The following is a 23,168-nucleotide window of genomic DNA, read 5'->3' on the forward strand; positions in this document are numbered from 1 at the left end:
CGACAACGCACGAATGGGCATGGTCCCATGTGATGCGTTGTTGCGCAGGCCGGCTGCGCTGCTAATGTTTCAGGCGAAAAATCAATTCCAGACCGGCCCGACCGGCCGCGGAAAGACAGTTTGTATGAATGACCACACGCGGCTCCGCGACGGCCATGCGCCGCACGGTGAGCTGGAGGGGTCGATGGCGGCGGTGGCGTTGGCCACCGAACCGGCTGTCGGCGCGCAGGCGTCGGGAACCGGCGTCTATGCGGCGCTGGACCTCGGCACCAACAATTGCAGGCTGCTGATCGCCTGTCCGACCCAGGACGGCTTTCGCGTCGTCGATTCCTTCTCGCGCATCATCCGGCTCGGGGAGGGGGTCTCGGCGACCGGCTGTATCAGCGAGGCCGCGATCGAGCGTGCCATCGCCGCGCTCAGCATCTGCCGTGACAAGATCAATTTGCGCAAAGCGCGCCGGTTGCGGCTGATCGCGACCGAAGCTTGCCGAGCCGCGTCGAATGCGGAGGGGTTCCGCAGCCGCGTCGCGGCCGAAACTGGCATCGAGCTCGAAGTGATCGACCGCGAGACCGAGGCCGCGCTCGCCGTGCTCGGCTGCTCGCCGCTGGTCGATCCCAGGGGCCGCGGTGCGATCCTGTTCGACATCGGCGGCGGCTCGACCGAGCTGGTGCGGATCGAGCGCGACGCGGACAATCCGGAGCCGCGGATCAAGGCCTGGATGTCGATCCCGTACGGTGTGGTCACGCTCGCCGAGCAGTTCGGCGGCCGTGACGTGACGCCGGAGATCTACGCCGCGATGGAGCACGAGGTCGCGAACCACGTCGCGCCGTTCGCCGAAGTCCACGGCGGCGATCTCGCCGACATGCATCTGCTCGGCACGTCAGGCACGGTGACGACACTCGCCGGCATCCATCTCAACCTCGCGCGCTATGACCGCCGCCGCATCGACAGCATCTGGATGAACGATTCCGACATCACCGCGACCATCAACAAGCTGCTCGGCATGAGCTACGAGGAGCGCGCCGGCAACAGCTGCATCAGCGTCGAGCGCGCCGATCTCGTGCTCGCCGGCTGCGCCATCCTCGATGCTATCAGGCGCGCCTTTCCGCTGCCGCGCCTGCGCGTCGCCGACCGGGGCCTGCGCGAGGGCATGCTGGTCGAGATGATGCGCGAGGACGGCGCGCTCAGGAGCTGGTGAGATGGCCAAGGACACCACCGGCCGCTTGCACGTCCAGGTCAAGACCGGCGGCAAGCGCAAATTGTCGTCGAAGCTGTGGCTGGAACGTCAGCTCAACGATCCCTATGTCGTGAAGGCCAAGGCGGCGGGCTATCGCTCGCGCGCCGCGTTCAAGCTTCTGGAGATCGACGACAAATTCCGGCTCTTGAAGCCCGGCATGGCCGTGGTCGACCTTGGCGCGGCGCCCGGCGGCTGGAGCCAGATCGCGGCCAAGCGCGTCGGATCGGTAGAGGGCAAGGGCAAGGTCGTCGCCATCGACCTGTTGGAAATGCCCGAGATTCCCGGCGTCGATTTCGCGCAGCTCGACTTCATGGCCAACGATGCGCCGGACAAGCTGACCGCGATGCTGGGCGGCGGCGCCGATTTCGTGATGTCCGACATGGCCGCCAACACCACCGGCCACCGCAAGACCGACCAGCTCCGTATCGTCGGCCTGGTCGAGACCGCCGCGGCGTTTGCCTGCGACGTGCTCAAACCCGGCGGCGCGTTTCTGGCCAAGACGTTCCAGAGCGGCGCCGACGCCGATCTGCTCGCCCAGCTCAAGCGCGATTTCGCGACGGTGCGCCATGTCAAGCCGGCAGCCAGTCGGCAGGATTCGTCGGAGCGTTATGTGCTGGCGACGGGATTTCGGGGCGGGTTGTAACGGGTTGCAACGTCCCGTTTTGCTCTAGTGCTGCAGTGCATTGTTCGGCTAGTTTCATCGCGGGATTCCCGGGGTGGGGCCAAAATGAAGTGTCGAGCATTTTCGAGCGTTGCGGCAGCAGCTTTCACACTGATGGTGGCGCAGCCGGCCGCAGCGCAGTCCGGCGGCATCAGCATCTATCAGGAAATCAACAACAACGTAGTGCAGAACATTCTGCAGAACGTTCGTGACCAGTTGCGCCGGCGAGACATTGTTCTGCCGTCCTCCGGCAGACTCGCGTTCGGTGTAGGCGGATCGGATTTCGACAACCGTGATCCGTTCGCTGCCCGTGGCGTCGATGATCCCTTCCGGGCTCTTGCTTACGCGAAAGCGCCGGGCGCGGTCCCTGCTGTCGCTTCAGGCTGGCTCTACAGCGGCAATTTGATCGGCGGCGTAGACCGCTCCATGACCGCTGGTATCGTGGCCGACACCTCGTCAGTCACCGGAGCATTCGATGTGACGAAGATCGGGATTTTCGCCGGTGACGACGCGCTTACGTTCATCGGGACGGGGGGTGGCTCCTGGTCCCACCAGGGCGGTCTGTTGACGGTCGACACCACCGCACCTTCGACCTCGGTCACGGTCGCATATCTGAGGGGAGGCCTTTCCGCCGATCTGACCAGCTTCGTCGGCTGGACTAGAAGCACGCTGTCAGGCTCCGGATTCGCCCCAGCGGTCATTGAGGGTAACTCGCTCGGCTTCACCGGAAACGTGCAATACCGGTTTGATTTTCCCTTTTCGGTGTTCATCGAGCCCGGGATCGGAATGACCTACTCCGAAGGCTACTCGGAGAACTTCGGGACCAAAATTTCCGATACGACGGAGGTGCACGGCGGGGCCCGGTTTGGTACCCAAATGAGATGGATGGATTATACGGTTCAGCCATCCGTCTCCTTGTTCGCCTATCAGATCACCGACTCGAGCGCGCTCGGAGTTGTCGGGCCAATCATTCCCACAAGTGCAATCGGCTATCGCGGGTCCGGCAAGATTGCCGTTGTCTGGAGCCCGAGTTTCACCTCCTATATCGAGGTGCACGCGATCGGACCGGCCGGCGGTCCCAGCAAGCCGCTCGCAGGATACAGCCCGACCCAGACCACGGGAGTTCAAGCCGGCCTCCGCTACACGTGGAATTGAGCAGCCATCGCGTCTGGAGCACGGCCCCAAGCCCTTGATCGGCCTCGAGGGGTGTGCTCCACTTTAGGTCGAATATTTTGAGGATAGCCACAATGCATATCGGAACGCTTTCCGGCGTAGCTGCGACGCTTGTACTCGGCACCGTCCTGATGCCCGCCTTGGCAAATGCCCAGAATGTACAGAGGCCCAACGTCGGGACCGGCGTGACGTCCCGCACATTGCCCAACTCCAATACGCCAAGGGTTCAGCCTCAGGGATTGCAGACCGGAAGCTACGCCAATCCTGCCGCAAACCGTTTCAACACTCCTCCGTCGCAACCGGACTTTGCCTTGTCCGGTCCTTATGTGGGAATGAAGTATATCGGGAATGTCCGGTAGAGGTTTGTTCTCCGGCTTCTGAACCTGGCGTCCGCGCTGTTCTCGCCGCCGCGGCGAATGCTGACGCGCGGGCGCAGTTAGAAGTCACGATGCTGTGCATGACATCGCGAGCCTCTGATTATCCAAGCCGCTGATCCCGCACGTCCTGCGTATCCTCGCTCGCCGCCTTGACCGCCGCCTTCTCCGCACCCTTGCCGGCGCCCCTGCGGCTTGCGATCTCCACCGCCTTGCGGCCGGATATCTCGTGGCCGGCGTCGACGGGCATCTGCCAGAAGAACCAGCTCGATGCCGCCGAGGTCAGCGCGACCACGAGGAAGGCGGGGGCGAACACGGTGGCGTCGATTTCGCTGACATGGTTGAACCACATCGTCGTTTCCACGCAGGCCGCGCCGACGGCGACGCCGGCGGAGACCGCGAGTTGCTGGTTGACGCTGACGAGGGTGGTGGCGCGGCTCATCTGCGCGGTCTCGACGTCGGCATAGGCGACGGTGTTGATCGCGGTGAACTCGAGCGAGCGGAAGAAGCCGCCGACGACCAGGATGACCATGATGATGAGCAGCGGCGTCGTCACCGTGAACAGCGCGCAGACGGCGAGGAAGAACGCGCTGACGATCGCGTTCACCGTCATCAGGTTGCGAAAGCCGAAGGTGCGGATGATGCGCGCGGCAAGCGTCTTCATGCCCATGGCGCCGAGCGAGGAGGCGAAGGTGACGAGGCCGGAATGGAACGGCGACAGGCCGAAGCCGATCTGCATCAGGAGCGGCAGCAGGAACGGCAGCGCGCCGATGCCGAGCCGGAACAGGAAGCCGCCGAACACGGCCGCGCGCAGCGTCGGCAGCTTCAGGAGCGAGAAATCGAGCACCGGCGAGCCCGTGCGCCGGGCGTGAATGGCGTAGAGCGTCATCGAGATCGCGCCGCCCGCGATCAGTGCGGCGACGGTGCTCCACGGCAGCAGGTTGAGACCGGCAACCGACAGGCCGAAGGCGATGCCGGCAAGGCCAATGCCCGCCAGCACCATGCCGTAGAGGTCGAACGGCTCGCGTTCCTCGCTCTTGATCGGGTCGATGAACTTCAGCGCCATGAAGATGCCGAGCAGCCCGATCGGAATGTTGATCAGGAAGATCCAGTGCCACGACGCGTAGGTGGTGATGAAGCCGCCGAGCGGTGGTCCGATCACAGGACCTATGAGGGCAGGGACCGTTACCCACGCCATGGCGTTGACCAGAGCGCTCTTGTCCACTGACCGCAGCAGCACGAGGCGCCCGACCGGTGTCATCATCGCGCCGCCCATGCCTTGCAGGATGCGCGCGAACACGAAATCGGTGACCGAGGAGGAGAGCGCGCAGCCGACCGAGCCCACCATGAACACGCCGACCGCGATCGCAAATACCATTCGCGCGCCGAACCGGTCGGCGGTCCATCCGCTCGCCGGGATGAACACCGCGAGCGACAGCAGATAGGATGTGATCGCGAGCTTCAGCGTCAGCGGGCTGGTGCCGATGTCGGCCGCTATCGCCGGCAGCGAGGTGGCGATCACCGTCGAGTCCATGTTCTCCATGAAAAGCGCGGTGGCCACGATCAGCGGAATGATGCGTTGCTTGTCGACCATGACGGATTGGTAATGAAAATCGGAAGTGGGTGGAGTTGCGGCTTATCACCGCCACTGGTCCCCGACCATTGCGGATCGACGCATAGCACCTAAGTCCCGCGTAACAACGGTGTGACCCTCCGCCACCGTCGTTCCGGGGCGCGCCCTTGGCGCGAACCCGAGATCCATTGGGCCGCAGGGCCGGCTGCGTGATGGATTCCGGGTTCGCGACTTTGCCGCGCCCGGGGAATGACAGTGGGAGGGTGGGCTGCCGCTCGGCTGAATCGGCCAAAAAAGCCTGTGCATGGCTGGCCAGCGGTCCGAATTGCTTTGATTCGTCACGCGGCCGTGCTATCGACCCGCGTCAACCCCACCGATGGGCTCCGATTCTCAAGGCGATGCCGCAAGGTACGCCGAGGGCGGCGCTCATCCATTAGCATTTGCGGCAAGGCCGCAGGAAGGAGTTGGCAAATGGCCACGGTGCAACTTCAGGGCATCCGCGAAGCCTTTACGTTCGACGACGTGTTGCTGAAGCCGGGCCTGTCGGACGTCATGCCGGGCGAGGTCGACATCCGCTCGCGCGTCACCCGCGCCATTCCGCTCAACATCCCGATCATGGCCTCGGCCATGGACACCGTCACCGAGGCCCGCATGGCGATCGCCATGGCGCAGGCCGGCGGCCTCGGCGTCATCCACCGCAATTTCGACCCCGAAGGGCAGGCCGCCCAGGTGCGGCAGGTCAAGCGCTACGAGTCGGGCATGGTGGTGAACCCGCTCACCATCAGCCCCGAGGCCACGCTCGACGACGCGCTCAAGCTGATGAGCGATCACGGCATCTCCGGCATTCCCGTCGTCACCGGCGCCGGCAAGAATACGCCGGGCAAGCTGGTCGGTATCCTCACCAACCGCGACGTGCGCTTTGCCACCGACCGCCGGCAAAAAGTCTCCGAGCTGATGACGCATGAAGGCCTCGTCACGGTGCGCGAGAATGTCAGCCAGGACGAGGCGCGGCGGATGCTGCATCAGCATCGCATCGAGAAGCTGCTCGTGGTCGACGAGCAATATCGCTGCGTCGGCCTCATCACCGTCAAGGACATGGAGAAGGCGGTCGCCCATCCGCTCGCCTGCAAGGACGCGCAGGGGCGCCTGCGCGTCGCCGCCGCCACCACGGTCGGCGACACCGGCTTCGAGCGCACCGAGCGGCTGATCGATGCCGGCGTCGATCTCGTCGTCGTCGACACCGCGCACGGCCATTCCCGTCACGTGCTGCACGCCGTCAACCGCATCAAGCGACTGTCCAACTCCGTGCAGGTCGTCGCGGGCAACGTCGCCACCACCGAGGGCACGCAGGCTTTGATCGACGCGGGCGCGGACTGCATCAAGGTCGGCATTGGCCCGGGCTCGATCTGCACCACGCGCATCGTCGCCGGCGTCGGCGTGCCCCAGCTCACCGCGATCATGGATGCGGTGGAAGCTGCAAAGAAGGCCGACATCCCCGTCATCGCCGACGGCGGCATCAAGTTCTCCGGCGACCTCGCCAAGGCGCTCGCCGCCGGCGCCGACATCGCGATGGTCGGCTCGCTGCTCGCCGGCACCGACGAGACACCAGGCGAAGTGTTCCTGTGGCAGGGCCGTTCCTACAAGGCCTATCGCGGTATGGGCTCGGTCGGCGCGATGGCGCGCGGCTCGGCCGATCGCTACTTCCAGCAGGACATCAAGGACACGCTCAAGCTCGTGCCTGAGGGCATCGAGGGCCAGGTGCCCTACAAGGGCCCGGTCGGCAACGTCATGCACCAGCTCGCCGGCGGCCTTCGCGCCGCGATGGGCTATGTCGGCGCACGCGACATGAAGGAACTGCACGACAAGGCCCAGTTCGTCCGCATCACCGGTGCAGGCCTGCGCGAAAGCCACGTCCACGACGTCACCATTACGCGCGAGAGCCCGAACTATCCGGGCGGGGGTTAGTCTCGCTCCGATCTCGCGAGCGCGTGAGTTTCGACGCGCTTGCCTCAACGACGGTGTCATGCCCCGGCTTGACCGGGGCATCCAGTACGCCGCGGCTTCTCGGCTCAATTACGACCGTCTCTGGAATACTGGATCGCCCGATCAAGTCGGGCGATGACAGCGAGTGTGTGGCTCGGCCGCTTTTGTATTGACGCGCCTCGCTCCCTCCGCTTCCGTTCATGTCGAAAAACAATCGGAGGAAGCCATGTCCCAAGCCAAGCGCATCGTTCTCGCCGCGCGTCCCGTCGGCGAACCCAAAGCATCTGATTTTCGCCTGGAGGAATTCGCGGTCCCGACGCCTGCGGCAGGCGAGGTCCTGCTGCGCACGATCTGGCTGTCGCTCGATCCCTATATGCGCGGGCGCATGAGTGATGGTCCGTCTTATGCCGCGCCGGTGCCGGTTGGCGGCGTGATGGAAGGCGAGGCGGTTAGCGAGGTCGCGGTCTCCGACAATCCGGATTTCGCCAAGGGCGACATCGTCCGTGCACGAACCGGTTGGCAGTCTCACGCGATCTCGAACGGCAAGGGCCTGATCAAGGTCGATCCGAAGCTCGGTCCGATCTCGACCTCGATCGGCGTGCTCGGCATGCCCGGCATGACGGCGTATACGGGCCTCCTCGACATCGGCAAGCCGCAAGCAGGCGAGACCGTCGTCGTTGCCGGCGCCTCCGGTGCGGTCGGCTCGGCCGTGGGGCAGATCGCCAAGATCAAGGGCGCACGCGCGGTCGGCATCGCCGGAGGCAAGGACAAGTGCGCCTACGTGGTGAAGGAACTCGGCTTCGATGAGTGTCTCGATCATCGCGAAACTGATTTTCCGGCCAAGCTAAAATTCGCCTGCCCGAAGGGAATCGACGTGTATTTCGAGAATGTCGGCGGCGCCGTGTTCGAGGCGGTGTTCCCGTTGCTCAATCCGTTCGCGCGCGTGCCGGTTTGCGGCCTGATCGCGCACTACAACGACACCGAAGCCAAGGCGCCGAAATGGGCGGCCAGCATGATGCGCGCGACGCTGACCAAGCGGCTGACCTTCCGCGGCTTCATCGTCTCCGACTTCGCCTCCCGCCATGGCGACTTCCTGCGCGACATGTCGGGATGGGTCCGCGACGGCAAGGTCAAGTACAAGGAGTTCGTCACCGAGGGCCTGGACAGCGCGCCCGGCGCCTTCATGGGCCTCTTGAAGGGCGCCAATTTCGGCAAGCAGCTGGTCCGCGTCGGGCCGGACAAGGCCTAGCGCGACAGAGACTTGGACTCACGTGGTTACAGAGCCACAGGCCTCGTGGGGATAGTTAAGAAAGAGTCACCAAATGGTCACACCTGCCCGCAAAAGCCGCAGGTGTGACCGGCTGTTCATTGACGGGATCGCGAAGGCATTGAATCATCGGGCATATTTTAGGTGCTGCGATGTTAGAGATCAGTGTTTTCTGCGTTATCCTGCTTGCTGCCGGCTATTGGCTGGCCATGTTCGTCATGGGCCGCCACGACGACGTCATCCATGGCAAGTTCGTCCATGTCGACGAGGAGGGCGATCTTGCTCGCCCCTCGATGCCGGCGCCGCCCCCGCCGTTCCCGAAGCGCCCGGTCAAGGCCGCGCAGCCTGTCAGGCAGCCGCCTGCCAATGATCTCGCGGCCAAGCCGGTGAACAGCGAGGCGCTGCAATCCTTGCTCGCCGCGATCCAGCAGGACCTCAAGAGCGTCGCCTGAGCCGATCGGCGCGCCTTAATGCTCGCCGCCCATCTGGGCGAGCAACTCCTCGATGTCGACATCGACCTGGCCCGCGGCCCTGACGTGGCGGACTTCAAAACTGTCGGGCCGGAAGCGGTATTCCACCAGCCCGACCTCCTTGATCGCGATCCGGTCCTGGCGCTGATCGTTGATGACGAAGCCGGCCGACGGCGCCCAGACATGGCGGGTATGGCAATAGGTGAAGTCGCGCCGCTGGTGCACGTGGCCACTGGCGATGAGGCGCAGATCGATCGTCCCGAGCATCTCGATCAGCCGGGCCCGGGCCGGCTGCGGCACGTAGCGGATCGCGGTCTCCGGCGTTTCGGGATCGTCAGGCAGGTTGAGAAATAGCGGCTTGTGCAGGAACAGCGCGACCGGTCTGCCCTTCGTGCGAGATATCTCCTGCGACAGCCAGTCGAACTGCTCGGCCTCGAAGGCGAGCCCGGAGTTCATCACCAGCGAGTTGAGGCCAATGAAGCGCCAGCCTCCAGCCTCGAACGCCCAATGGTCTTCGCCGATCAGGTCACAGAATTGCCGGCGATGCGCTTCCGTGACCGGCGGCTTCGGCGCCGGGCCGACCGCGGTCGGATTATCGCCGATGTCGTGATTGCCGGGGAGGTAGCGGCAGGCGACGGGCAGGGCGTCGTGCAGGTCTTTTGCGAAGACGACATCGTCGCGGCCGGTCGGCCCGTCGAAGGCGACATCGCCGGTGTTGATCACGAGGTCGGGCCGGTTGCCGTCGATATGCTCGCTGATCGCCTGGAAGTTGGCGATCAGGCCGGGGAAGCGCCGGCCGAGATGGGTGTCGGAAATCTGCGTCAGGCGAAATTCGGGCATGCGATCATCGTACCCGTGCTCGCGCGTCGGAACGATGACGGCGCGGGCATAGATCGCAACGAACAAAGTTTAAAGCACGCGGTAGCGGATCGTGTAGGCGTCCTGCGGCGCGACGGTGTCGGCGAGCGGCGAGGCGATGCGGTCGGCGAGGTGCCAGGGGCCGAACTCTTGGGAGCGATGCGGCTCGGCGGGCAGACGGAGGCGGAACTCGAAAATGCCCTTGCCGGGCAGGTTCACGACCAGCACGCGATCCGCGGTGCGGTGGTTGAGCGCGACCGCGCCGCGCAGCAGCGCGCGGCCGCCCGAGAGGTCGCGCACGCCCTCGACCAGCGCCAGCGTCTGGTTGCGGTCGGTATGCAGCTCGATCTGGCTGTCGGTCACCGCCGTCAGCATCGCCCGGGGCATGCGGATTTCGAACTCGACGGCGGGCTTGGACGGATTGAGACCGAGATAGGCGAGCGCGGCGTGGCGCATGTCGTAGGCGGCAAAGGCGAACAAAGCCGTCGCGGCCAGAGCGGCGAGGCCATGCCTGACGACATCGCGCCAGGTTCGGTAGCTCAGGCGAAAGTAAACCGTCATCGCCAGCGCGACCGCAAGCGCCATCGCGATACCCGAGAGGGCCGACATCAGGATACCGAGCCGGCCGTCGGCGGATTCGCTCCAAAGGCTGGACAGGGTGGTCATGGCGCCATCTCGCCTCGATCTCGCCTTGGGCCCGAAAAGGGGCCGAAATCGCTTTAACTATCGGTGGTTGGTCGCGAGAGCGGGAACGCCGGTTCAACTCGTTGATTGTCAGGACGAGGAGCGGCAGCTAATGGACGGTCCGGCGCCGCCCGCCGGATGGGAAAGTTCCGATGTCCGTTCAAATGGTCTTGCTGCCGGTCTTCGTCCAGATCGGCCTCACCTTCGCGCTGCTGATCGGCATGGTTTTCGCGCGCCGCAAGACGCTGGTCTCCGGCGAGACCAAGATCCGCGACATTGCGCTCGGCGAGCCGAACTGGCCGAAGGGCGCCACGCAGATCGCCAATTGCTACCGCAACCAGTTCGAGCTGCCGGTCCTGCTCTACGTTCTGATCGCGCTGGCGCTGCCCCTGCGCCATGCCGATCTCTTCATCGTGCTGATGTCCTGGGTGTTCGTGGTGACGCGCTTTGTCCATGCCGGCGTGTTCGTCTCCTCGAACGATCTCGGCCGGCGCTCCACGGTCTGGCTCGCCGGCGTGCTGGTGCTGCTGGCGATGTGGATCTACTTCGCGCTGAAAATGCTGTTGCTGATCTAGGCGCATCCGCCAATGCCATCTGAAAGATTCAAATGACTCCCGCTGCCCGGCTCTCCGCAGCCATCGAACTGATCGACACCATCGAGAAAGACCGCGTGCCCGCGGCCAAGGCGCTGAAGGAGTGGGGTACCGCGCACCGCTTTGCCGGCTCGGGCGACCGCGCCGCCATCGCCGGCCTCGTCTGGGACGTGCTGCGCCGCTACGCCTCGAGCGCGTTCCTGATGGATTCCGATACCGCGCGTGCCAGGCTGATCGGCATGCTCCGGCTCGAGCGCGACATGGACACGGCCACCATGGGCGCCTTGTTCGACGGCAGCCGCTTTGCGCCGGCGCCGCTGACCGAGGCTGAGCAGGCGGCGCTCAGCCAGCGGTCCCTGAAGGACGCGCCGGCCGCGATCGCCGGCGACTATCCCGAATGGCTGGATCCGCACCTGGCCAAAGTTTTCGGCGAGGACCGCGCCGCGGAGGCCGCCGCAATGGCGAGCCGGGCGCCGCTCGACCTGCGCGTCAACACGCTAAAGTCCAATCGCGACAAGGCGCTGCAGTCGCTTGCTCATCTTCATGCGAAACCGACGCCTTGGTCGGCAACCGGCCTGCGCATCGCGCTTTCGGCCGATGCGCGCAACCCCGGGATCCAGGCCGAAGAGGATTTCATCAAGGGCGGGATTGAAGTGCAGGATGAGGGATCGCAGCTGGCGGCCCAATTCACCGCGGCAAAGCCCGGCGAGCAGGTGATCGACCTCTGCGCCGGCGCCGGCGGCAAGACCCTGGCGCTCGCCGCCCTGATGCAGGGCAAGGGCCGGCTGATCGCGACCGACAGCGACAAGCGCCAGCTCGCGCCGATCCACGAACGGCTGTCGCGCGCGGGCGTGCACAATGCCGATGTCCGCACGCCCAAGGGCGAGGCCGATCCGCTGGCCGATATCCGCAGCACCGCCGACCTCGTCGTGATCGATGCGCCCTGCACGGGAACCGGAACCTGGCGCCGTAACCCCGACGCGAAATGGCGCATGCGTCCGGGCGCGCTGGAGATTCGCCTGCGCGACCAGGCCGAGGTGCTGGAGCGCGCGGTGCCGCTGGTGAAGCCGGGCGGCCGCATCGCCTACATCACCTGCTCGGTGCTGTCGGAAGAAAACGGCGAACAGGTGAGGGCGTTCGTCGCGCGCCACCCCGAGTTCGCGCCCGTGCCACCCGAGCAGACCGCGAGCGCGCTGTGGGACAAGGCGGAGGCGTTTGGCGAGGCCGCGCTGCAATCGCCCGAGGGCTTGCTGATGACGCCGCGGCGGACCGGGACGGATGGGTTCTTCGTCTCGATCCTGAAAAAAGTCTCGTAGGGTGGGCAAAGGCGCGAAAGCGCCGTGCCCACGACCTCTCCGTGGTTGCGATTGAAATGGTGGGCACGCTTCGCTTTGCCCACCCTACGGCACCGCATCTGCCGCGCCACAGTTCCCCCCAAAACAAAAACCCCGCAGACCGGATCCCGGTCGCGGGGTTTTCTAACTTGACGTTCTGCCGGTACGTCCGTGGTCAGAACGGTGCGCGGGCGTTAGCCGACGCGGAGATTGTCAGCCGAGGACTTGCCGCTGCGACGATCGGCGACGATGTCGAACGAGACCTTCTGACCCTCGTTGAGGGAAGAGAGGCCAGCGCGCTCGACGGCGCTGATGTGCACGAACACGTCCTTCTGGCCGTCATCCGGCTGGATGAAACCATAACCCTTTTGGGTGTTGAACCACTTCACGGTGCCCATAGCCATGGGAATTTCCTTTAGTTAGTTAGATTGAGTACGCACGCGGACCGGTACGCAGCATTGCGCCCATAGTCCCTGATGAGTCGATGTTTGGAGAATTCATCTGAAGCGTGCGCGCCCGTCAGCAACGAAGCGAAGCGGCCCAGTCGTTCGGCCAAGTATCGATGATCACAATATAGCGAGAATTTGGGGCCAGTTCAAGGCACCACCCGTGACCCGGCGCGTCGCGCGACTTTGCTATTTTGCGGTGCAAATTAACCGCCCGGCGGATCTCAGTCCACGATGAAAAGGGTCGCCCCGGTCGCGGTCGAGGACCGGTGCGCGGCGTCGCCGTAGTCCGAGACCTGGTAGCTCATCCCCGCCGTGAGCTTGAATTTGCGCCCGTCGCGCAGCTCACTGTCGAGCTCGCCCTTGAGCACGTAGAGCACGTGGCCGCGATCGCACCAATGGTCGGCCAAATAGCCCGGCGAATATTCCACCATCCGCACCCGGAGCTCGCCGATATCGAGCGTGCGCCACAACGCCTGCCCGGTCTCGCCGGGATGCGTGGTCGCCTCGACCTTGCTCCAGTCGGTGACGGTAAAGGGAGAGGCGGGGAGTTTCATGGGGAAGGTCCTGTTTCAGAGCCGGCAGTCTCGTAGGGTGGGCAAAGCTTCCGCTCGAGGAGCGAAGCGGATGCGTTCCCTCCATATCTCGCGATCTTGAAAGAGATCGTGGGCACGGCGCAAGCGCGCCTTTGCCCACCCTACGAGAGCTGCGCTCGCAATGACGAGGATGGGCTAGTGGGGCAAATGGTTCGCCGAGCCCTGCACGATCAGGCCCGCGTCATTCACCCGCAGATATTCGCAGATCTTCTTGCCGCGCTCGTTCGCGTAGAACACCACGACGCTATCAGGGCTGACGAACAATTCGATCAGCGAAAAATGCAGCTCCGGCACCAGCCCGAGCGCTTTCCCCCAATAGGCGCGCAAAGCGTCCTTGCCGCGCACGGTGCCGCTCGCGTCGAAGCCCAGCATGGGGATCCGGTCCGAGGTCATCAATGCGGCCTCGTCATAGAGCGCGAGCACGCACTCGAGATCGCGCGCGTTCCAGGCCTCGACCCAGGTCCGGCCGAGGGCGGCAAGCGTTGATGGCTGATGATGCTGTGGCATGGCGTTCTCCCTGATCTGCCCATGTTTGAGAGTGGGCATAATAGGTCAATAGTACTTACCTATATCGATTTGTCCATGCCCAAAGAAGCATGTGGGCGCGCCGCCACCGCGGTTGCGGCTGGCCCGCGCGTCGCGTATCTGCTGGCCATGACAGCAGCACAGAACGACCGCTCCGCGTCGACGCCCTCGGTGGCCTCGGCGCACGACAAGATTCTCATCGTCGACTTCGGCAGCCAGGTGACGCAGCTGATCGCGCGTCGCGTGCGCGAGGACGGCGTCTATTGCGAGATCGTCCCTTTCAACAAGGCCGAAGCCGCCTTCAATGAGATGAAGCCGAAAGCGGTGATCCTCTCGGGCGGCCCCGAGTCGGTCCACGAGGCCGGCTCGCCTCGCGCCCCGCAAGCGATCTTCGATTCCGGCGTGCCCGTGATGGGCATCTGCTACGGCCAGATGACCATGGCGGCCCAGCTCGGCGGCGAGGTCGAGGGTGGCCATCACCGCGAATTCGGCCGCGCCGATGTCGAGGTGAAGGCGCCGAGCAAGCTGTTCGAGGACGTCTGGTCATCGGGCGGCAAGAACCAGGTCTGGATGAGCCACGGCGACCGCATCACCAAGATGCCGCCGGGCTTCTCGGTCGCCGGCACCTCGCCGAACGCGCCGTTCGCGATCATCCAGGACGAGAAGCGCAAATATTACGGCCTGATGTTCCACCCCGAAGTGGTGCACACGCCCGACGGCGCAAAACTCATCCGCAACTTCGTACGCAAGATCGCAGGGCTCACCGGCGACTGGACCATGCGCGCCTTCCGCGAGGAGGAGATCGCCAAGATCCGCGCCCAGGTCGGCAAGGGCAAGGTGATCTGCGGCCTCTCCGGCGGCGTCGATTCCGCGGTCGCTGCCGTGCTGATCCATGAGGCGATCGGCGACCAGCTCACCTGCGTCTTCGTCGATCACGGCCTGCTCCGCCTCGACGAAGCCAAGACCGTGGTCGACCTGTTCCGCCACCACTACAACATCCCGCTCGTGCACGTGGATGCCTCGAAGCAATTCCTCGGCGAGCTCGAAGGCGTCACCGATCCCGAAACCAAGCGCAAGACCATCGGCCGCCTCTTCATCGAGGTGTTCGAGCAGGAAGCCAAGAAGATCGGCGGCGCCGACTTCCTCGCGCAAGGAACGCTCTACCCTGATGTGATCGAGAGCGTCTCCTTCACCGGCGGCCCTTCGGTCACCATCAAGTCGCACCACAATGTCGGCGGTCTGCCCGAGCGCATGAACATGAAGCTCGTCGAGCCCCTGCGCGAGCTGTTCAAGGACGAGGTGCGCAAGCTCGGCCGCGAGCTCGGCCTGCCCGAAATCTTCGTCGGCCGCCACCCGTTCCCGGGCCCGGGCCTCGCCATCCGCTGCCCCGGCGACATCACCAGGGACAAGCTCGACATCCTGCGCAAAGCCGATGCCGTCTACATCGACCAGATCCGCAAGCACGGCCTCTACGACGAGATCTGGCAGGCCTTTGCCGTGCTGCTCCCGGTGAAGACGGTGGGCGTCATGGGCGACGGCCGCACGTATGACTACGTGGTCGGCCTGCGCGCCGTGACTTCAACCGACGGCATGACCGCGGACTTCTACCAGTTCGACATGAAGTTCTTAGGCGAAACCGCCACGCGCATCATCAACGAGGTGAAGGGCGTGAACCGGGTGGTGTATGACGTGACCAGCAAGCCGCCTGGGACGATTGAGTGGGAGTAGGGGGAGGGGTCTGGGTTCGCAGGCCTTACAAGTCGGGTTACGGGGCTGGATGATCCAGTGTGAGTCCACGGATGAAGTTCAGATGTTTCTCCGCTAGGCGGACAAAATGAATCCCGATGTCGCGGGTCTTTGGCGAGAAAACGAGAGCGGTCATATGTCCTTCGCGCTCCTCCAGGGATATTAGCGCGCCCGCGAATGCTTCCCCATTTGGGATTTGATCCATGACATAGTAGCGCGACTTGTTAGTTGCGCGTTGCAATTGGAGATGTCCGTTAATTGTGACTAAGTCGATTTTGCAGATGCCACTTCCCGTCTCAACGTGGACGTCGTCTCCGTGAACATCGAGCGAATGAGTGTGTGGCCATGCTGGTCCAGCAGGAACGGTACCGTCAGAAGCGGTATGCGGGACGGGGAATGTACGTGAAATGGTCGTCGCTGGCTCTAGCGGAAAGAGTACCTCCGTTGAGCGCAGCAGCAACTCGCTTTGATAGTCGGCAAAAGTTTCAAATTTTGGATGTGCATTGCGCGCGCTGTCGTAAAGTTTGTCAGTAGACTGCACTGAAAACGATCCTTTTGCTTGCCGCGCGACAATCGAAAGTTGCATATTAGTCCAGCAAAGAAGGACTTGGCTCATTGGAAAGCATTCTTCGGCTGTGCCTTCCATAGTGAGGGCCGGGAATTGTTCTTGCAGTGGCCGCGTCCATGGTCGGAGTTCATAGAGGGTGACCCCATGTCGAGCTGCTTTGGATTGAGCGCTCGATGTGAAACCCGACGCCGACACGATGGCTCTGTGGGTCACTGACGGCATATCCAGTAACTTCATGCACAATTGCTCGACCGCAGTGACGTCGAGCGGACTATTCTCGTGCTTCACCTCGTAGGCTTTGAAGGCGTGGGTTACACTTTCAGACTCCGAAACTGTGACCGTGACATCGACATCTCGTTCTTTGTTGGCCGCGGGATCTAGCACCATATCGCCGATCGTGACGTTGACCGCGTTTGGATGCCATTTCAGGCAGCACAAACCGATTAAGTATTGAACGAGCATCGGTGAAAGAGGAAGTTTTGGCATTGTCGAAGCCCCAACTTGGAGAAGTCGGCCGTTTCTTTGGCTCGCTGTACGAGTCGCAAATTCACTATGCCATGCCTGCTGGGAGGTCACAGCCCCTGTGGGAGTGGGCGATCTACGGGCGCGCAATCGTGTAGGTCGCGTACTTCTGACCGCCGCCTGAGTCGTCGCGCAGGTGCCAAGCGCAGCTTCCCCGAACTGCATTGGGCCCTAGAGCAACATCCGCCAACTGGTGCCGACCGTGAACGTCTGGCGCGGGGCGGGGCCAGTATCACCCCTGCCGCGCGCGGACCACGACATCGGCGCGGTCGCCTCGACCACGATGGACGGCCGGCCCATGACCTTCGCAAACATGCTGGAGGAGACCTACACCCGACGGCATCGCCGTGCTGCATCGGGGCAAGCTGATCTACGAGCGCTATTTCGGCGCGTTGAAGCCGCACAAGCCGCATATGGCGATGTCGGTGACGCCCTACGGTCTTCGATCTATCGCCGCTCCTGAAACCCTCGTCCTTCGAAGATCGCAGGCATCGCCCTCTCGATCCGCGCAGTCCTCGTCGCGGATTGCTTCGCGCCGGTGAAGTGAAACAAATATCCCCGTTGCCGGCCCGGCGTCAGCGCCTCGAACGCGCGCTTGAACTTCGGGTCTTTGCGGAACTTGTCTTTTAGCTCGTCAGGGACGGGTAACTCCCGGGGTTTCGTCTCGACCTTCAGTTCGGCCTTCGCCGCCGCCATGGCCTCGCGCAAATAGGCCTTGATGGTGGATGTCTTCGCTGCGATCTCCTCGACGCCGGTGAACTTCATCACCCGGCCGGCCTGAACCTGCCCGAGCTGCACCAGCAGCTTCTTCGGGTCCTTCAGCAGCGCACCCTGGAAGAAGCCCAATGCGCAATATTCCTTGAAGTCCTGGATGATGACGACGTTTTTCCCATCCAGAGTGTAGCAGGGCTTTCCCCACTTCCGCTCCTCTTTCAAGTCGAACCCGGACAGGATCGCTTGCAGCTCGGCAATCTCGGCCTGCCACCGCTCTCGATACGCCATCTCCAAGCTGCACCTCCGTTGTTGCACCACGCCGTCTGATGATACGACGATCCATCGCCTCCGGAGCAAGTGTTCATGTCAGTTCCCGCCACCGCCAGCCAGCAGCCCGCACCCGCCACCGACCCCGAAACCCTGGGCTGGATGCAGGGCTTCCCGCCGGCCCCCGACCGCACCATCACATTCCAGGACGGCTCGTTCCGCAGCTTCCCAGAGCTGCGCTGGGCCTGGAGCAACATCCGCCAGTTGGTGCCGACGGTGAACGTCTGGCGCGGGGCGGGGCCGGCGTCGGTGCTGCCGCGCCAGGACCACGACATCGGCGCGGTCGCCTCGACCACGATGGACGGGCGGCCCATGACGTTCGCAAAAATGCTGGAGGAGACCTACACCGACGGCATCGCCGTGCTGCATCGGGGCAGGCTGATCTATGAGCGCTACTTTGGCGCATTGAAGCCGCACAAGCCGCATATCGCGATGTCGGTGACGAAGTCGTTCACCGGCGTGCTTGCGGGCATGCTGGTCGCGGAGGGCAAGATCGATCCGCAGGCGCCCGTGACGGAGTATGTGCCGGAGCTGAAGGCGAGCGCGTTCGCCGACGCGCGGGTGCACGAGGTCATGGATATGACCACGGGGCTGCTCTACACCGAGGTCTATACCGACAAGAATTCGGATGTGTGGGGCCTGCGGCGCGCCAACGGCATGGCGCCGATCCCGCCGGATTACGAAGGCGCGACCACGATCTTTGACTTTCTCGTCGCGCAGAAGAAGCAGGGCGAGCACGGCAAGGCCTTTGCCTACAAGACCGTCAACACCGACGTGCTGGCCTGGATCGTCAGGCGCGCCAGCGGCATGACGCTGTCCGATCTGCTCTCCGAGCGCATCTGGCAGCCGATGGGTGCGGAGGAGGACGCGCATTATCACGTCGACCGCATCGGCACCGAGAGCGGCGGGGGCGGTCTCTCCACGACACTGCGCGATCTCGCCCGCTTCGGCGAGACCATGCGCAATCACGGCCGCTTCAACGGCCGCCAGATCGTGCCGCTGAGGGTGGTCGAGGACATCGCGCGCGGCGGCGACCCCGAAAAGTTCAAGCCGGCCGGCTACACCACGCTGCCGGGCGCGTCCTATCGCAATCAATGGTGGGTCAGCCACAACGCCCACGGCGCCTACATGGCGCGCGGCGTCCACGGCCAGGGCATCTACATCGATCCCAGGGCAGAGATGGTGATCGCGCGCTACGCCTCGCATCCCATGGCCGGCAACGCCGCCAACGACCCCGTCACGCTGCCAGCCTACATGACGCTGGCGAAGGCGCTGATGGCGGGCGGGTAGGGCGTCGCACCGCCGACGCAGCTTCTCAAATATAAGGGTTGACTTATATTAGCGATGGCCGGTATTCCTCCTCGACCGCAATGATCGGGAGGAATGCCATGCAGATCGACGTCGCCAGGGTGTTGGGGCTTGTCACGCGTTCGGTGCGCAACTTCGAGAAAGACGGCAAGCCCGCGAGTGCCGTGACCTTGACGCGGCTCTATGACACCGATGTCGACGATCTCTGGGACGCCGTGACCAGCAGGGAACGCATTCCGCGCTGGTTCTTGGCCGTCGAGGGCGACCTCGAGCTCGGCGGACGCTACCAGCTCAAGGGCAATGCCGGCGGCACCATCACGGCGTGCACGCCGCCGACGCATTTTGCAGCGACGTGGGAATTTGCAGGTGCGGTGAGCTGGATCGACGTCAGGCTGGCGGCCGAACGAGGTCAGGCGCGTTTGACGCTTGAGCACATTGCGATCATCGAGGATCATTGGAATCAGTTCGGCCCTGGTGCGGTGGGAATCGGTTGGGATCTCGCCCTCGCGGGACTGGAGCGATATGTTGCGACCGGCGCATCGGTCGACCATGAGACGGCCGAGGCATGGATGGCATCGCCGGAGGGCAAGGACTTCATGACGAGCAGCGGCGAGTTTTGGCGCGCGGCGCATGTCGCAAGCGGGGTCGAACCTGATGAGGCGAAGCAGCGCTCGGATCGCACCATCGCGTTCTATCGCGGCGAGATGCCGCCCGACATCGCTCATCCCGGCGCAGGAAGCTGATGCAAATCTTCGAGGTCCTCGCCGATCCCGTGCGCCGCCGCATCCTCGAGCTGCTCGGCCAAACCGAAATGGCGTCCGGTGAGGTCGTCGACGCGATCGGCGCCGAGTTCGGCATCACCCAGGCGGCGGTCTCGCAGCACCTCAAGGTGCTGCGCGAGAGTGGCTTTGCGACGGTTCGGGCGGAGGCGCAAAGGCGCCTCTATTCGGTCGACGTCGCCGGGCTGCGCGCGGTGGATGCGTGGATCGGCCAGTTCCGGAATTTCTGGGAGCCGAAGCTCGACGCGCTGGCAACCGAGATCGCGCGCGGCAAGCGCGAGCGTCGTCACGCGCCCATCACCAAGCGGGGTGGCAAGAGGGCGTGAACACGCGATGCGCGGAGTGGAAGCCACTTCGCCCTTGGCCATCCTTCGAGACGCCCGCCATTGGCGGGCCCTCAGGATGAGGACCGAATGCGTTACGCTCGTTTCAACGGGCACCCATGCCGATTAGCCTCATCCTGAGGGACCGCCACCGGGTCCGCGCAAGGCGCGGCCCGATGACAGGCTCCGCGGTCGTCTCGAAGGACGAGGCGTGCGCCGAGGTCGCAGTAACCGGCTTACACGCCATAGCCGCCGCGCGAGCGAGCAGCGCAACCATTACGAATTCCGCGCCATCTTCTCGTACTTCTTCACCAGCCGTTCCCGCTTCAGCCGCGACAGCCGCTGGATCCAGAACAGGCCGTCGAGCTGATCGATCTCGTGCTGGTGGCACACGGCGCGCAAGCCCTCCGAGTCCTCGCTTTGCGCGTTGCCGTCGAGATCGTGATAGCTGATCCGCACGCGCGCGTGGCGCTGTACCTCGTCGTTGACCCCCGGCATCGAGACGCTGCCTTCGCGGTGCTGGATCATCTCGGGTGAAGCCCATTCAATGACCGGATTGACGTAGGTGAGGGGGCCGTCCCTGGCGTCGAGCTCGAGCACGACGAGGCGCAAGGGCACGCCGATATGCGGCGCGGTGATGCCGATGCCGGGCGCAGCACGCATGGTCTCCAGCAGGTCCGCCGCCAGCTCGCGCAAGCCGTCGTCGAATGCGGTGACGGGGCGTGCCGGCATTGCCAGCCGGCGGTCGGGATAGCGGATGATGGGACGGATGGTCACGATCGGATCCCGCCGCTTCAACGCGCCACGAAAGGGGCGACCAGGACGCCAAGCATGCCAAAGCTGGCGATGTTCCAGAACAGTGAGCGGATGAGGGGGATGCCGGAGATGTAAAGCACGGTGTAGCCGATGCGTCCGCCGAGATAGGCGATCGATCCCCAATAGGTCAGCCCGTTGTGAACGCCTGCAACGAGAGCGATGAGGTCGCGGCCGCAAAGAACGGAAATGTCTCCATGTAGTTGCGGAAATTCCGGTTGATGCGGCCGGGGACGGGATTGAGCGGCGGCATCTCGATATCGCGCGGGCTCGCAGCCCATTTGAGGCCGTACTGCACGTTTGCAGCCTGTGCGGCCGCAACGAGTTGGACAAAGCCCCAAACGATCGCGGCCGCCAGCATGCACGCTTCGAAGCTGATCCCCATTGTGTCCTCTTTCAATGCTGTCCTGGCTACCATGAGTGCTGCCGGGATGCCGGTGTTTTGCCCGACGAGTCAAATCGCGGCTTGCCGTCGAGAGCCACCGGCAGCTCGTTTCATGCGCCCGTTAAGTCCTTGATCCCGCAGGGGCCGGCTACTGTGCATGGGGTTGTTTTCGCGATTTTTGTTGGTGGCTCCCGTAAAAACTTCCGTGATGCTGTCGGTGGCCGCGGTTCCCATTCGTCTTCCACTCAGACAAGATGATCTCGGGAGACAAAGATGACCCAATCCCACTATCGCTGGGTGATCGTCGCCGCCGGCGGCCTGCTTGGCTGCGTCGCGATCGGCGGCATGTTCTCGCTGCCGGTGTTCTTGCAGCCGATCGCCAAGGACACCGGCTGGTCGGTGACCGGCATCTCCAGCGCGATGACGATTGGCTTTCTGGCAATGGCCTTCACCAGCATGGTCTGGGGCACGCTGTCCGACAGGTTCGGGCCGCTGCCGGTGGTGCTGACGGGATCGACGGTGCTGGCGCTCAGCCTGTTCGCGGCGAGCCATGCGACCTCCCTGATCGTGTTCCAGTTCGTGTTCGGCCTTCTGGTCGGCGCCTCCTGTGCGGCGATCTTCGCGCCGATGATGGCGACCGTGACCGGCTGGTTCGATACCCATCGCAGCCTTGCCGTGTCGCTGGTGTCGGCCGGCATGGGCGTGGCGCCGATGACGATGGCGCCGCTCGCGGCCTGGCTCGTCTCGAACCATGACTGGCGCACCTCGATGCAGATCATCGCGCTCGTCGTCGGTGCCATCATGATTCCGGTCTCGTTCCTGGTGCGCCGCCCGCCGGCGCTCACTAATGCGGCGGTCGCACCGACAGGCGAGGGGGCCGCGCAGAGCGAAATGTCGATGGGCGAGGCGCTGCGCTCGCCGCAATTCCTGATTCTGCTCGCGACCAACTTCTTCTGCTGCGCCACCCATTCCGGTCCGATCATCCACACCGTCAGCTATGCCGTGAGTTGCGGCATCCCGCTGGTCGCGGCGGTGACGATCTACAGCATCGAGGGTTTTGCCGGTCTCGGCGGGCGCATCGCGTTCGGCCTGATGGGCGACCGCTTCGGGGCCAAGCGCGTGCTGGTCTCGGGGCTGCTGCTCCAGTCGTTCGGCGCGCTCGCCTACGTCTTCGCCCATCAGCTCGCGACCTTCTACGCCGTCGGCGCCGTGTTCGGCTTCATCTATGCCGGCACCATGCCGCTCTATGCCGTGCTGATCCGCGAAAACTTTCCGCTGCGGATGATGGGCACGGTGATCGGCGGCACGGCGATGGCCGGCAGCCTCGGCATGGCGACGGGCCCGCTCGCCGGCGGCCTGATCTACGACGCCTTCTCCAGCTACGCCTGGCTCTACATCGCTTCCTGGGCGATGGGCCTGGGTGCCTTCCTGATGGCGATGAATTTCAGGCCGTTTGCGAAGCCGCAAGGCGAGGTGGCGCCGGCGGCGGCGTAGGTTCGACATCGAGGCGCCGCAAGGTCAGAGCTGCGCCTCGATCGCGGTCTTGTCGATCACCGACCAGACCTGCCGGATCTTGTCGTTGCCGAATTCGTAGAACACGTTCTCGCAAAACGACACGCGCCTTCCGTTGACGGCAAGCCTAAGGAACGTCCCGACCGGCGTGCAATCGAACTTCAGTCGTGTCGCGATGCGGGGTGGATCGATGATGAGCATCTCGATGTGGAATTGCAGGTCGGGTATCTCCCGAAAATCCTGCTCCAGCATCGCGCGATAGCCGGAGAGCCCGAGCGGCCGCGCATTGTGGGCGACCTCATCATGCACGAACTGACCGAGCGCCGGCCAATCCTGCCGGTTCAGGCAGGCGATGTAGGCACGGTAGATGCCGGCGAGCTCTTCTCTCTCCATGCGG

Annotated in this window: 23 protein-coding genes and 2 pseudogenes; 14 read left to right on the forward strand and 11 right to left on the reverse strand. The window is 64.2% G+C overall.

What is annotated here, in order from left to right; all coding sequences use genetic code 11:
* Nucleotides 1–124: 124 nt before the first annotated feature.
* From GGD66_RS01190 to GGD66_RS01200, 3 genes are all read left to right on the forward strand, one after another.
* Nucleotides 125–1,198, forward strand: a complete 1,074-nt coding sequence (locus tag GGD66_RS01190) for a Ppx/GppA phosphatase family protein (protein WP_183256667.1) — start codon at nucleotides 125–127, stop codon at nucleotides 1,196–1,198.
* A gap of 1 nt (nucleotide 1,199) precedes the next feature.
* Nucleotides 1,200–1,880: an RlmE family RNA methyltransferase gene (locus GGD66_RS01195; RefSeq protein WP_183256668.1), complete on the forward strand. Its 681-nt coding sequence runs from the start codon at nucleotides 1,200–1,202 to the stop codon at nucleotides 1,878–1,880.
* Between the two features lie 84 nt (nucleotides 1,881–1,964).
* Nucleotides 1,965–3,053: a hypothetical protein gene (locus GGD66_RS01200; RefSeq protein ID WP_183256669.1), complete on the forward strand. Its 1,089-nt coding sequence runs from the start codon at nucleotides 1,965–1,967 to the stop codon at nucleotides 3,051–3,053.
* Between the two features lie 495 nt (nucleotides 3,054–3,548).
* On the opposite strand, the gene GGD66_RS01205 is transcribed toward GGD66_RS01200, so the two are convergent.
* A complete protein-coding gene (locus tag GGD66_RS01205; protein WP_183256670.1) occupies nucleotides 3,549–5,039 on the reverse strand; it encodes an MFS transporter in 1,491 nt (496 codons plus the stop codon).
* A 450-nt stretch (nucleotides 5,040–5,489) separates the two neighbouring features.
* Between GGD66_RS01205 and guaB the strand changes: the two genes are divergently transcribed.
* From guaB to GGD66_RS01220, 3 genes are all read left to right on the forward strand, one after another.
* On the forward strand, nucleotides 5,490–6,983 hold the full coding sequence (gene guaB / locus GGD66_RS01210; protein WP_018317668.1) for an IMP dehydrogenase: 1,494 nt from the start codon (nucleotides 5,490–5,492) through the stop codon (nucleotides 6,981–6,983).
* 244 nt (nucleotides 6,984–7,227) lie between these two features.
* The gene (locus GGD66_RS01215) at nucleotides 7,228–8,250 is read left to right on the forward strand and encodes an NADP-dependent oxidoreductase (protein ID WP_092252698.1); all 1,023 of its coding nucleotides are present in this window, start codon (nucleotides 7,228–7,230) and stop codon (nucleotides 8,248–8,250) included.
* A gap of 170 nt (nucleotides 8,251–8,420) precedes the next feature.
* The gene (locus tag GGD66_RS01220) at nucleotides 8,421–8,720 is read left to right on the forward strand and encodes a hypothetical protein (protein ID WP_092252700.1); all 300 of its coding nucleotides are present in this window, start codon (nucleotides 8,421–8,423) and stop codon (nucleotides 8,718–8,720) included.
* A 15-nt stretch (nucleotides 8,721–8,735) separates the two neighbouring features.
* On the opposite strand, the gene GGD66_RS01225 is transcribed toward GGD66_RS01220, so the two are convergent.
* Both GGD66_RS01225 and GGD66_RS01230 read right to left on the reverse strand, forming a co-directional pair.
* Nucleotides 8,736–9,578: a metallophosphoesterase gene (locus tag GGD66_RS01225; RefSeq protein ID WP_092252703.1), complete on the reverse strand. Its 843-nt coding sequence runs from the start codon at nucleotides 9,576–9,578 to the stop codon at nucleotides 8,736–8,738.
* A 69-nt stretch (nucleotides 9,579–9,647) separates the two neighbouring features.
* On the reverse strand, nucleotides 9,648–10,262 hold the full coding sequence (locus GGD66_RS01230) for an acriflavin resistance protein (protein WP_177236928.1): 615 nt from the start codon (nucleotides 10,260–10,262) through the stop codon (nucleotides 9,648–9,650).
* Nucleotides 10,263–10,432: 170 nt separating this feature from the next.
* Between GGD66_RS01230 and GGD66_RS01235 the strand changes: the two genes are divergently transcribed.
* Both GGD66_RS01235 and GGD66_RS01240 read left to right on the forward strand, forming a co-directional pair.
* Complete coding sequence (locus GGD66_RS01235) at nucleotides 10,433–10,855, forward strand: MAPEG family protein (RefSeq protein ID WP_092252705.1); 423 nt, start codon at nucleotides 10,433–10,435, stop codon at nucleotides 10,853–10,855.
* Between the two features lie 32 nt (nucleotides 10,856–10,887).
* The gene (locus GGD66_RS01240; protein ID WP_183256671.1) at nucleotides 10,888–12,189 is read left to right on the forward strand and encodes an RsmB/NOP family class I SAM-dependent RNA methyltransferase; all 1,302 of its coding nucleotides are present in this window, start codon (nucleotides 10,888–10,890) and stop codon (nucleotides 12,187–12,189) included.
* A 212-nt stretch (nucleotides 12,190–12,401) separates the two neighbouring features.
* On the opposite strand, the gene GGD66_RS01245 is transcribed toward GGD66_RS01240, so the two are convergent.
* From GGD66_RS01245 to GGD66_RS01255, 3 genes are all read right to left on the reverse strand, one after another.
* Nucleotides 12,402–12,611, reverse strand: a complete 210-nt coding sequence (locus tag GGD66_RS01245; protein WP_008141931.1) for a cold-shock protein — start codon at nucleotides 12,609–12,611, stop codon at nucleotides 12,402–12,404.
* A 266-nt stretch (nucleotides 12,612–12,877) separates the two neighbouring features.
* On the reverse strand, nucleotides 12,878–13,210 hold the full coding sequence (locus tag GGD66_RS01250; protein ID WP_183256672.1) for a DHCW motif cupin fold protein: 333 nt from the start codon (nucleotides 13,208–13,210) through the stop codon (nucleotides 12,878–12,880).
* Nucleotides 13,211–13,384: 174 nt separating this feature from the next.
* Entirely contained in the window at nucleotides 13,385–13,756 is a 372-nt protein-coding gene (locus tag GGD66_RS01255; protein ID WP_183256673.1) for a nuclear transport factor 2 family protein, read from the reverse strand.
* A gap of 147 nt (nucleotides 13,757–13,903) precedes the next feature.
* On the opposite strand from GGD66_RS01255, the gene guaA reads away from it, so the two are divergent.
* On the forward strand, nucleotides 13,904–15,502 hold the full coding sequence (gene guaA / locus GGD66_RS01260; protein WP_092253065.1) for a glutamine-hydrolyzing GMP synthase: 1,599 nt from the start codon (nucleotides 13,904–13,906) through the stop codon (nucleotides 15,500–15,502).
* A 37-nt stretch (nucleotides 15,503–15,539) separates the two neighbouring features.
* Here the strand turns inward: guaA and GGD66_RS01265 are convergent, their stop codons facing one another.
* Nucleotides 15,540–16,574, reverse strand: coding sequence for a hypothetical protein (locus tag GGD66_RS01265; protein ID WP_183256674.1), 1,035 nt, complete (start codon nucleotides 16,572–16,574; stop codon nucleotides 15,540–15,542).
* Between the two features lie 171 nt (nucleotides 16,575–16,745).
* On the opposite strand from GGD66_RS01265, the pseudogene GGD66_RS41245 reads away from it, so the two are divergent.
* A pseudogene (locus tag GGD66_RS41245) lies at nucleotides 16,746–17,041 on the forward strand (6-aminohexanoate hydrolase); the annotation flags it as partial.
* Between the two features lie 16 nt (nucleotides 17,042–17,057).
* Here the strand turns inward: GGD66_RS41245 and GGD66_RS01275 are convergent.
* On the reverse strand, nucleotides 17,058–17,612 hold the full coding sequence (locus GGD66_RS01275) for a YdeI family protein (RefSeq protein ID WP_183256676.1): 555 nt from the start codon (nucleotides 17,610–17,612) through the stop codon (nucleotides 17,058–17,060).
* Between the two features lie 75 nt (nucleotides 17,613–17,687).
* Between GGD66_RS01275 and GGD66_RS01280 the strand changes: the two genes are divergently transcribed.
* The 3 genes from GGD66_RS01280 (at nucleotide 17,688) to GGD66_RS01290 (ending at nucleotide 20,064) form a co-directional block, all read left to right on the forward strand.
* The gene (locus GGD66_RS01280; protein WP_183256677.1) at nucleotides 17,688–18,941 is read left to right on the forward strand and encodes a serine hydrolase; all 1,254 of its coding nucleotides are present in this window, start codon (nucleotides 17,688–17,690) and stop codon (nucleotides 18,939–18,941) included.
* 98 nt (nucleotides 18,942–19,039) lie between these two features.
* On the forward strand, nucleotides 19,040–19,702 hold the full coding sequence (locus tag GGD66_RS01285) for an SRPBCC family protein (RefSeq protein WP_183256678.1): 663 nt from the start codon (nucleotides 19,040–19,042) through the stop codon (nucleotides 19,700–19,702).
* Complete coding sequence (locus GGD66_RS01290; RefSeq protein ID WP_183256679.1) at nucleotides 19,702–20,064, forward strand: helix-turn-helix transcriptional regulator; 363 nt, start codon at nucleotides 19,702–19,704, stop codon at nucleotides 20,062–20,064. The genes GGD66_RS01285 and GGD66_RS01290 overlap by 1 nt, the downstream gene beginning before the upstream one ends.
* 273 nt (nucleotides 20,065–20,337) lie before the next feature.
* On the opposite strand, the gene GGD66_RS01295 is transcribed toward GGD66_RS01290, so the two are convergent.
* Together GGD66_RS01295 and GGD66_RS42335 are read right to left on the reverse strand one after the other, a co-directional pair.
* Nucleotides 20,338–20,838 (reverse strand): peptide deformylase, encoded by a 501-nt coding sequence (locus GGD66_RS01295; RefSeq protein ID WP_092253067.1) that lies wholly within the window; start codon nucleotides 20,836–20,838, stop codon nucleotides 20,338–20,340.
* A 17-nt stretch (nucleotides 20,839–20,855) separates the two neighbouring features.
* Nucleotides 20,856–21,292, reverse strand: a pseudogene (locus tag GGD66_RS42335) (MAPEG family protein).
* A 240-nt stretch (nucleotides 21,293–21,532) separates the two neighbouring features.
* Between GGD66_RS42335 and GGD66_RS01305 the strand changes: the two are divergent.
* Nucleotides 21,533–22,753, forward strand: a complete 1,221-nt coding sequence (locus GGD66_RS01305) for an MFS transporter (RefSeq protein WP_183256680.1) — start codon at nucleotides 21,533–21,535, stop codon at nucleotides 22,751–22,753.
* A gap of 24 nt (nucleotides 22,754–22,777) precedes the next feature.
* On the opposite strand, the gene GGD66_RS01310 is transcribed toward GGD66_RS01305, so the two are convergent.
* Nucleotides 22,778–23,164 (reverse strand): ester cyclase, encoded by a 387-nt coding sequence (locus tag GGD66_RS01310; RefSeq protein ID WP_183256681.1) that lies wholly within the window; start codon nucleotides 23,162–23,164, stop codon nucleotides 22,778–22,780.
* Nucleotides 23,165–23,168 lie beyond the last annotated feature (4 nt).

The sequence above is a fragment of the Bradyrhizobium sp. CIR48 genome (genome assembly GCF_014198315.1).
In the GTDB taxonomy this organism is placed as follows: Bacteria; Pseudomonadota; Alphaproteobacteria; order Rhizobiales; family Xanthobacteraceae; genus Bradyrhizobium.

What these genes read in the sequence shown, in the direction of transcription:
- GGD66_RS01225 (WP_092252703.1), bottom strand. Translation starts at nt 9,578, where the DNA reads ATGCCCGAATTTCGCCTGACGCAGATTTCCGACACCCATCTCGGCCGG.
- GGD66_RS01285 (WP_183256678.1), top strand. Translation starts at nt 19,040, where the DNA reads ATGCAGATCGACGTCGCCAGGGTGTTGGGGCTTGTCACGCGTTCGGTG.
- GGD66_RS01205 (WP_183256670.1), bottom strand. Translation starts at nt 5,039, where the DNA reads ATGGTCGACAAGCAACGCATCATTCCGCTGATCGTGGCCACCGCGCTT.
- GGD66_RS01235 (WP_092252705.1), top strand. Translation starts at nt 10,433, where the DNA reads ATGTCCGTTCAAATGGTCTTGCTGCCGGTCTTCGTCCAGATCGGCCTC.
- GGD66_RS01255 (WP_183256673.1), bottom strand. Translation starts at nt 13,756, where the DNA reads ATGCCACAGCATCATCAGCCATCAACGCTTGCCGCCCTCGGCCGGACC.
- guaA (WP_092253065.1), top strand. Translation starts at nt 13,904, where the DNA reads ATGACAGCAGCACAGAACGACCGCTCCGCGTCGACGCCCTCGGTGGCC.
- GGD66_RS01190 (WP_183256667.1), top strand. Translation starts at nt 125, where the DNA reads ATGAATGACCACACGCGGCTCCGCGACGGCCATGCGCCGCACGGTGAG.
- GGD66_RS01215 (WP_092252698.1), top strand. Translation starts at nt 7,228, where the DNA reads ATGTCCCAAGCCAAGCGCATCGTTCTCGCCGCGCGTCCCGTCGGCGAA.
- GGD66_RS01275 (WP_183256676.1), bottom strand. Translation starts at nt 17,612, where the DNA reads ATGGCGTATCGAGAGCGGTGGCAGGCCGAGATTGCCGAGCTGCAAGCG.
- GGD66_RS01250 (WP_183256672.1), bottom strand. Translation starts at nt 13,210, where the DNA reads ATGAAACTCCCCGCCTCTCCCTTTACCGTCACCGACTGGAGCAAGGTC.
- GGD66_RS01245 (WP_008141931.1), bottom strand. Translation starts at nt 12,611, where the DNA reads ATGGCTATGGGCACCGTGAAGTGGTTCAACACCCAAAAGGGTTATGGT.
- GGD66_RS01230 (WP_177236928.1), bottom strand. Translation starts at nt 10,262, where the DNA reads ATGACCACCCTGTCCAGCCTTTGGAGCGAATCCGCCGACGGCCGGCTC.
- GGD66_RS01290 (WP_183256679.1), top strand. Translation starts at nt 19,702, where the DNA reads ATGCAAATCTTCGAGGTCCTCGCCGATCCCGTGCGCCGCCGCATCCTC.
- GGD66_RS01220 (WP_092252700.1), top strand. Translation starts at nt 8,421, where the DNA reads ATGTTAGAGATCAGTGTTTTCTGCGTTATCCTGCTTGCTGCCGGCTAT.
- GGD66_RS01310 (WP_183256681.1), bottom strand. Translation starts at nt 23,164, where the DNA reads ATGGAGAGAGAAGAGCTCGCCGGCATCTACCGTGCCTACATCGCCTGC.
- GGD66_RS01195 (WP_183256668.1), top strand. Translation starts at nt 1,200, where the DNA reads ATGGCCAAGGACACCACCGGCCGCTTGCACGTCCAGGTCAAGACCGGC.
- GGD66_RS01305 (WP_183256680.1), top strand. Translation starts at nt 21,533, where the DNA reads ATGACCCAATCCCACTATCGCTGGGTGATCGTCGCCGCCGGCGGCCTG.
- GGD66_RS01265 (WP_183256674.1), bottom strand. Translation starts at nt 16,574, where the DNA reads ATGCCAAAACTTCCTCTTTCACCGATGCTCGTTCAATACTTAATCGGT.
- GGD66_RS01240 (WP_183256671.1), top strand. Translation starts at nt 10,888, where the DNA reads ATGACTCCCGCTGCCCGGCTCTCCGCAGCCATCGAACTGATCGACACC.
- GGD66_RS01200 (WP_183256669.1), top strand. Translation starts at nt 1,965, where the DNA reads ATGAAGTGTCGAGCATTTTCGAGCGTTGCGGCAGCAGCTTTCACACTG.
- guaB (WP_018317668.1), top strand. Translation starts at nt 5,490, where the DNA reads ATGGCCACGGTGCAACTTCAGGGCATCCGCGAAGCCTTTACGTTCGAC.
- GGD66_RS01280 (WP_183256677.1), top strand. Translation starts at nt 17,688, where the DNA reads ATGTCAGTTCCCGCCACCGCCAGCCAGCAGCCCGCACCCGCCACCGAC.